Origin of the sequence: Streptomyces sp. NPDC057694 (assembly GCF_042799415.1) — a bacterium.
Classification (GTDB): Bacteria; Actinomycetota; Actinomycetes; order Streptomycetales; family Streptomycetaceae; genus Streptomyces.
The window spans coordinates 97,071-103,260 of record NZ_JBHVIX010000023.1; the positions used below are offsets into that span (position 1 = coordinate 97,071).

General features: G+C 70.7%; 6 protein-coding genes. 3 read left to right on the plus strand and 3 right to left on the minus strand.

Features of this window, described 5'->3' with window-relative positions:
* Positions 1-137 precede the first annotated feature (137 nt).
* Positions 138-662: a chloramphenicol phosphotransferase CPT family protein gene (locus ACFVDP_RS34680; RefSeq protein WP_383498442.1), complete on the minus strand. Its 525-nt coding sequence runs from the start codon at positions 660-662 to the stop codon at positions 138-140.
* A 25-nt stretch (positions 663-687) separates the two neighbouring features.
* Positions 688-2,637 carry a YncE family protein gene (locus ACFVDP_RS34685; protein ID WP_383498444.1) on the minus strand — a complete coding sequence of 650 codons (1,950 nt, stop codon included), beginning with the start codon at positions 2,635-2,637 and terminating at the stop codon, positions 688-690.
* Between the two features lie 277 nt (positions 2,638-2,914).
* On the opposite strand from ACFVDP_RS34685, the gene ACFVDP_RS34690 reads away from it, so the two are divergent.
* Entirely contained in the window at positions 2,915-3,079 is a 165-nt protein-coding gene (locus ACFVDP_RS34690; protein WP_383498446.1) for a hypothetical protein, read from the plus strand.
* A gap of 69 nt (positions 3,080-3,148) precedes the next feature.
* Here ACFVDP_RS34690 and phoU read toward each other — a convergent pair whose 3' ends face one another.
* Positions 3,149-3,880: a phosphate signaling complex protein PhoU gene (phoU, locus tag ACFVDP_RS34695; protein ID WP_383498448.1), complete on the minus strand. Its 732-nt coding sequence runs from the start codon at positions 3,878-3,880 to the stop codon at positions 3,149-3,151.
* Between the two features lie 205 nt (positions 3,881-4,085).
* Here phoU and ACFVDP_RS34700 point away from each other — a divergent pair, with 205 nt between their 5' ends.
* A complete protein-coding gene (locus ACFVDP_RS34700; RefSeq protein WP_383498450.1) occupies positions 4,086-5,360 on the plus strand; it encodes a sensor histidine kinase in 1,275 nt (424 codons plus the stop codon).
* Positions 5,357-6,037, plus strand: a complete 681-nt coding sequence (locus ACFVDP_RS34705) for a response regulator transcription factor (RefSeq protein WP_018527980.1) — start codon at positions 5,357-5,359, stop codon at positions 6,035-6,037. The genes ACFVDP_RS34700 and ACFVDP_RS34705 overlap by 4 nt, the downstream gene beginning before the upstream one ends.
* Positions 6,038-6,190: the final 153 nt, after the last annotated feature.

The following is a 6,190-nucleotide window of genomic DNA, read 5'->3' on the forward strand; positions in this document are numbered from 1 at the left end:
CGGCGTGCGTCGTGGCTGGTCGCGCAGTTCCCCGCGCCCCTGAGGCGTGCGGCTTCGCCGCTGCCTCCCCACTGACGTGCCCCCGAGATGCGTACAGGGGCGCGGGAACCGCGAAACCGGCACCATCCCACCGGCCGTCACCCCACCCACTCCGCGATCTCCCGCGCACACACCTCCGCACCGCTCGACCCCGTATCGACCGCCACGTCGTAGGCGACCCCCACATGCACCGACTCGGCCTGCTTCACCGCCATCCCGGTGATCCGGTCGCCCCGCGCCGCCTCCCGGCGTGCCGCCACCTCCGGGGCGCAGCGCACCGCCACCCAGAGGACGTCCAGGCCGTGCGCGGCGAGGGCCGTGCGCCAGCGGGCCTGGGAGGCCGCGCCGCCGAGGAACACCTCGTCCACGACGATCCGCGCCCCGGCCGCCGCCATCGCCGCGACGCCCGCGATCCACGCCGCCTCCACCGTGCGGAACTCCGGGCCGACGGTCACCGTCCCGTCCGCGCCGAACTCGATCCCGGCGTCCGCCGAGGGCAGCGCCGCCACGAACGTGTCGGTGCCCAGGGTCAGCCACAGAGACGGCAACAGCTCCTGCAAGGACCGCGCGATGCTGGTCTTGCCGGAGCTGGAGCCGCCGTTGAGGACGATCACGTCAGTCATGGAGCGAACGTAACCGCGGGACGCGCTACTTGGTGAAGTACAGGTACTTCCAGGAGCTGTGCGTCGTCGAGTTCACGTTGTCCCCGGACGAGTTGTTGATGTACGAGGTGCGCACGCGCGCCTTGATGCCCGCCTCACCGGGGGCGCCGAGGCTGACGGCCACCTTGCCGTTCGTGCCGAGCTTGAAGTACTCCGAGCCGGAGTCGTACCACTTGCCGTTGTAGTAGACCTCGACCTGCAGGCGCTCCTTGCGGCCCTTGTAGTACGACATCGTCGTGGTCACCACAGGGCTCGTCTTCTTGTGGAACCAGTAGTAGGAGTGCGAGCCGATCTTCCCCGTCTTGTAGTGCTTGGAGATCGAGTTCGACACCGTCACGCGCGCGTAGGCGGTCGACTTCGCCGTCTTGGCCGCGGTCCGCGCGTCCCCGGCGAACACCGCGGTCACCGTCGTGTCGCGCTTCATGTCCACGGTCGCGGAGACGTTTCCGCTGGAGTTGACCTTGGCCGTCCTGATCAGCTTGTTCGGCTTGTCGCTGCCGTACGGGTTCGCCCAGATCTCCACCGTGCGGTTCTTGTACGTCGAGCCGAGGTGCGCGGTGAAGGAGACGTCGGCGCCGTACGAGTAGACGTTGCCGTTCTTGTTCAGCGTCAGGGACGGCGTGGTGCGCGAGACCGCCACCTTGTCGGACGCGGAGACCGCCGAGTGCGTGGCGTCGCCCGCGTACGACACCGTGTAGGTGACCGTGCCGCCGGCCGGCGGGGTGTCGCTGAAGGCGTAGGTGCCGTCGCTCTTCACCGTGACGGAGGCGAGCGCCTTGCCGTTCGGGGACTCCAGGTCGGTGCGGGTGACGGCGAGCTTCACGCCGGCCGGCAGGGCGACGGTCGCGGAGAGCTTGCCGCTGACGGTGAGCTTCTTGGCGCGGGTCGCCTTCGACGGGGCGCTGACCGTCAGAGTCGGGTTGTTGAGCGTCGGGTCGGTGAGCACCTTGAGCGCGTAGCCGGTGCCGCTCGCCACGAGCGTGAACACCCGGGACAGGTCGGGGGCCCACTCCAGCGCCGCCACCTCGGTGCTCTGCGGGTAACTGTGCACGACCTTGGAGGAGTTCGGCGCGTACGTCACCACCTTGCTGCCGGTGTACTGCGCGACCACGCCGTTCGGCGCGATGTCGGCGCGCAGCCCGCTGGGGTAGGAGCCGGCCTCGTGGAACTTCCCGTCCGCGTACGCGTCCCGCACGGCGCCGTTGACCAGCACCTCGCTGCCGCCGGGGACCAGGTCGATGTCGCCGATGCCGCTGTTCAGCGTGTAGTCGCCCCCGTAATAGGCGACCGCCGTCGGCGCGGCGCCCGACACGTCGACCACCGCCATGGAGTCCGTGGAGATGCCGGTCTCACCGATCGCGAGGATGCCAGGCTGCGACGGGTCGGTGTCGAGCAGGCCCTGGCCCCAGATGCCGATGGAGGTGCCCTCGGTGGGGAACTGCTGGAGCGCCACCGGGTCGGTGCCGCTCGCCGGGTCCACGCCCGGGTCGACCGAGCCGAGGTCGCCGTCCCACTGGTCGCCGTACGTGAACCACGCCTTGCCGGCGCTGAACGCGACGTAGGTGGGCCCGGTGTCGGTGGCGACCGGGTAGCGCCGGACCACGTCGAGCGTGGCCGCGTCGAGCGCCACGATCTCGTGGCTGTCCCGCACGGCCGCGTACAGCGTGGCGCCGTCGTCGGAGACCGCGATGTCGCTGAGGGCGCCGAGACCGCTCGTCGAGTCGACGAGCTTGCCCGTGTAGTCGACGGCCAGGATCTTGCCGCCCGAGGTGTCCCCGAGGAAGACGCGCTTCAGCGCGCCGTCGGCGACGAGACCGGCCGGTGAGGCGACGGTGGCCGTGGCCGCCGATGCGGTGCCGGCCGCGACGGCGCTCAGCGCCGCCGATGAGAAAAGGACCGCGAGCGCCGTCGCGGTAGAGATGCTGCGCGTACGCACAGTCGTGTACCCCCACAAAGGATCCCGGCGGACGGCCGGGAGATGAGAGCGCCGCGCGACGCCCGTGTCCGTCCGGCGGAGGGACCGGGGCGCGGCTGCTGGGGGCAGCGTATGGCATGCCTGTGACAGTTGGGGAGAGGGTTTTCCCGGTGGTGCGTGGTGCGGTGCGGCCGGGCTCTCTGCTCATGTGCGCCGTTGATGCGCCCACCGGGATGGGCATGCAATGGATGAGGCTCTCCGCCACGGAGGTCCACACAGGTCCATCGAGGAGGGAACCATGGCTGCCGAGTCCACCAGGCCCGACCAGACACCCGAGACGCTCGTCGAAGTGAGCCGGCCCGTACCGGAGTTGGTGATCGTCGGAGCCTGCGGTTGCGGCTCCGGCTGTGGCTGCGGCTGCCAGTCCGGCGCGCCGTGCCAGTGCGGCGGCTGCTCCGGCTGACCGCTGACGGACGAGGGCCCCGCACCCGTATGGGGTGCGGGGCCCTCGGCCGCGTAGGACAGGAACCGGTCAGGCGCTGTCGCCCGCCGTACTCGTCGTCGAGGCCGCCGCTCCTGTTGTCGAGGCCGCCGCACCCGCCGTCGCCGCCGCCTGCACGTCGTCCGCGTGCTCGCCCGTCACCAGGTAGACGACCCGCTTGGCGACCGCCACGGCATGGTCGGCGTACCGCTCGTAGTAGCGGCCGAGCAGCGTCACGTCGACCGCCGTCTCGATGCCGTGCTTCCACTTCTCGTCCATCAGGTGCTGGAAGAGCGTGCGGTGCAGCAGGTCCATCTCGTCGTCGTCCTGCTCCAGCTGCATCGCCAGATCGACGTCCTTGGTGATGATGACCTCGGCGGCCTTCGCCATCAGACGCTGCGCGAGCTGGCCCATCTCCAGGATGGTCGCGTGCAGGTCGTGCGGGACGGCCCGCTCGGGGAAGCGCAGCCGGGCCAGCTTGGCGACATGCTGGGCCAGGTCGCCGCTGCGCTCCAGGTCGGCGCTCATCCGCAGGGAGGTGACCACGATCCGCAGATCGGTGGCCACCGGCTGCTGCCGCGCCAGCAGGGCTATGGCCCGCGCCTCCAGCTCGTGCTGCAGATCGTCCACCTTCTGGTCGGCGGCGATCACGGTCTCGGCGAGCTTCAGATCGGCGTCGAGCATGGCCGTGGTGGCGCGCCCGATCGCCGACCCGACAAGGCGGGCCATCTCGACCAGGCCCTCGCCGATCGAGTCAAGTTCCTCGTGGTACGCGTCACGCATACGACGTGCCCTCTCTCAAGGATGCTCAGGATGGTGTCCGTGGGACCCGGTCGGCCCCACGCTCCCACGTTCCGTGTCGTACGCGTCCGGATCCGGCATCTGAAATGAATCGGCACCGTACTGAAGGTGAACTCTGGGCGACGAGTGTTCGAGCGTCCACTCGGACGGCTGTGGAGGACCGGCTCGGGCCGCATAACCTGGAGACATGGACGTGAACGCGGCGGTCGCCGCAGCCTCAGCGATCGCCGGAGTGTGCACCGGGGCGATCGCGACGCTGGCGTTCCGCTGGAGCGAACGCGACCAGAAGCGCCCCACCCGGACCTCCCTGCACACGGACCCCGCCCTGCCGCCCGGCGTGGACACGGTCCTCTCCGTGCTGCGCTCCTCCGCCGTCGTCCTCGACGAGGCGGACAGCGTGGTCAAGGCCAGCTCGGCGGCGTACGCGCTCGGTCTCGTCCGCGGCGGCAAGCTCGCCGTGGAGCCGATGCTCCAGATGGCCCGCGACACCCGGCGCGACGGCGAGATACGGCAGGTCGAGCTGGATCTGCCGCGCCGCGGCACCGGCCGCGGCGAAGCCCTCGCCGTCTCCGCCCGCGTGGCCCCGCTCGGCTCCCGCCTGGTGCTCCTCCTCGTCGAGGACCTGACCGAGGCCCGCCGCATCGAGGCGGTCCGCCGCGACTTCGTCGCCAACGTCAGCCATGAACTCAAAACCCCGGTCGGCGCCCTCTCCCTGCTCTCCGAGGCCGTCATGGACGCCTCCGACGACCCCGAGGCCGTCGAGCGCTTCGCGGGCCGGATGCAGATCGAGGCGACCCGCCTGACCAACCTGGTCCAGGAGCTCATCGACCTCTCCCGGGTGCAGAACGACGACCCGCTGGAGGACGCCGAGCCGGTCCGCGTCGACGAGCTGGTCGCCGAGGCCATCGACCGCTGCCGCCAGCCCGCCGCCACCAAGCAGATCACCATGGCCGCCGGCGGCACCGCCGACGTCCGCGTCTGGGGCAACAGGGGGCAGCTCGCCGCCGCCCTGGGCAACCTGGTGGAGAACGCGGTCAACTACTCGCCCGCCCGCACCCGCGTCGGCATAGCCGCCCGCCGGGTGACCGCACCCGGCGGCGACCTGATCGAGATAGCCGTCACCGACCAGGGCATCGGCATCTCCGACAGGGACAAGGAGCGCATCTTCGAGCGCTTCTACCGGGTCGACCCGGCCCGCTCCCGCGCGACGGGCGGTACGGGCCTCGGCCTCGCCATCGTCAAGCACGTGGCCGCCTCCCACGGCGGAGAGGTCACCGTGTGGAGCTCGGAAGGCCAGGGCTCCACCTTCACGCTGCGGCTGCCGGAAGCGGCATCGACCCGCAGCCCCCTCAGCTCTTACCCCGAAGGCCCCGGAGACGTACGCGACGAAGACGACGCACACGGGCCCGATCACACAACCGCATACGAATCCATCCCTGCCGCCCCGGAGGTCCTTCCGTGACCCGAGTGCTTGTCGTAGAGGACGAGGAATCGTTCTCCGACGCCCTGTCCTACATGCTCCGCAAGGAGGGTTTCGAGGTCGCCATCGCGGCCACCGGGCCCGACGGCCTCGACGAGTTCGAGCGCAACGGCGCCGACCTCGTCCTGCTCGACCTGATGCTGCCGGGCCTGCCCGGCACGGAGGTCTGCCGCCAGCTGCGTGGCCGTTCCAACGTCCCGGTGATCATGGTGACCGCCAAGGACAGCGAGATCGACAAGGTCGTCGGTCTCGAAATAGGAGCCGACGACTACGTCACCAAGCCCTTCTCGTCGCGCGAGCTGGTCGCCCGTATCCGGGCCGTCCTGCGCCGCCGCGGCGAGCCCGAGGAGGTCGCGCCGCAGGCCCTGGAGGCGGGCCCGGTGCGGATGGACGTCGACCGGCACGTGGTGACCGTCTCCGGCTCCAAGGTCGACCTCCCGCTGAAGGAGTTCGACCTGCTGGAGATGCTGCTGCGCAACGCGGGCCGCGTGCTCACCCGTATGCAGCTCATCGACCGGGTCTGGGGCGCGGACTACGTGGGCGACACCAAGACCCTCGACGTCCACGTGAAGCGCCTGCGCGCCAAGATCGAGCCGGACCCGGGCGCCCCGCGCTACCTGGTCACGGTCCGCGGCCTCGGCTACAAGTTCGAGCCGTAGGCCCGCCGGCGCCGACAGCCGCGAAGAGCACGAAACGCCCCGGGGGCGGATCCCAGCTGGGATCCGCCCCCAGGGGGTTGAGGCACGGCGGCGGGGGGCGGAGGTCAGTGGGGGGACGCGTGGACGTCGTTGAAGACAGATCGGGGTTCGCAG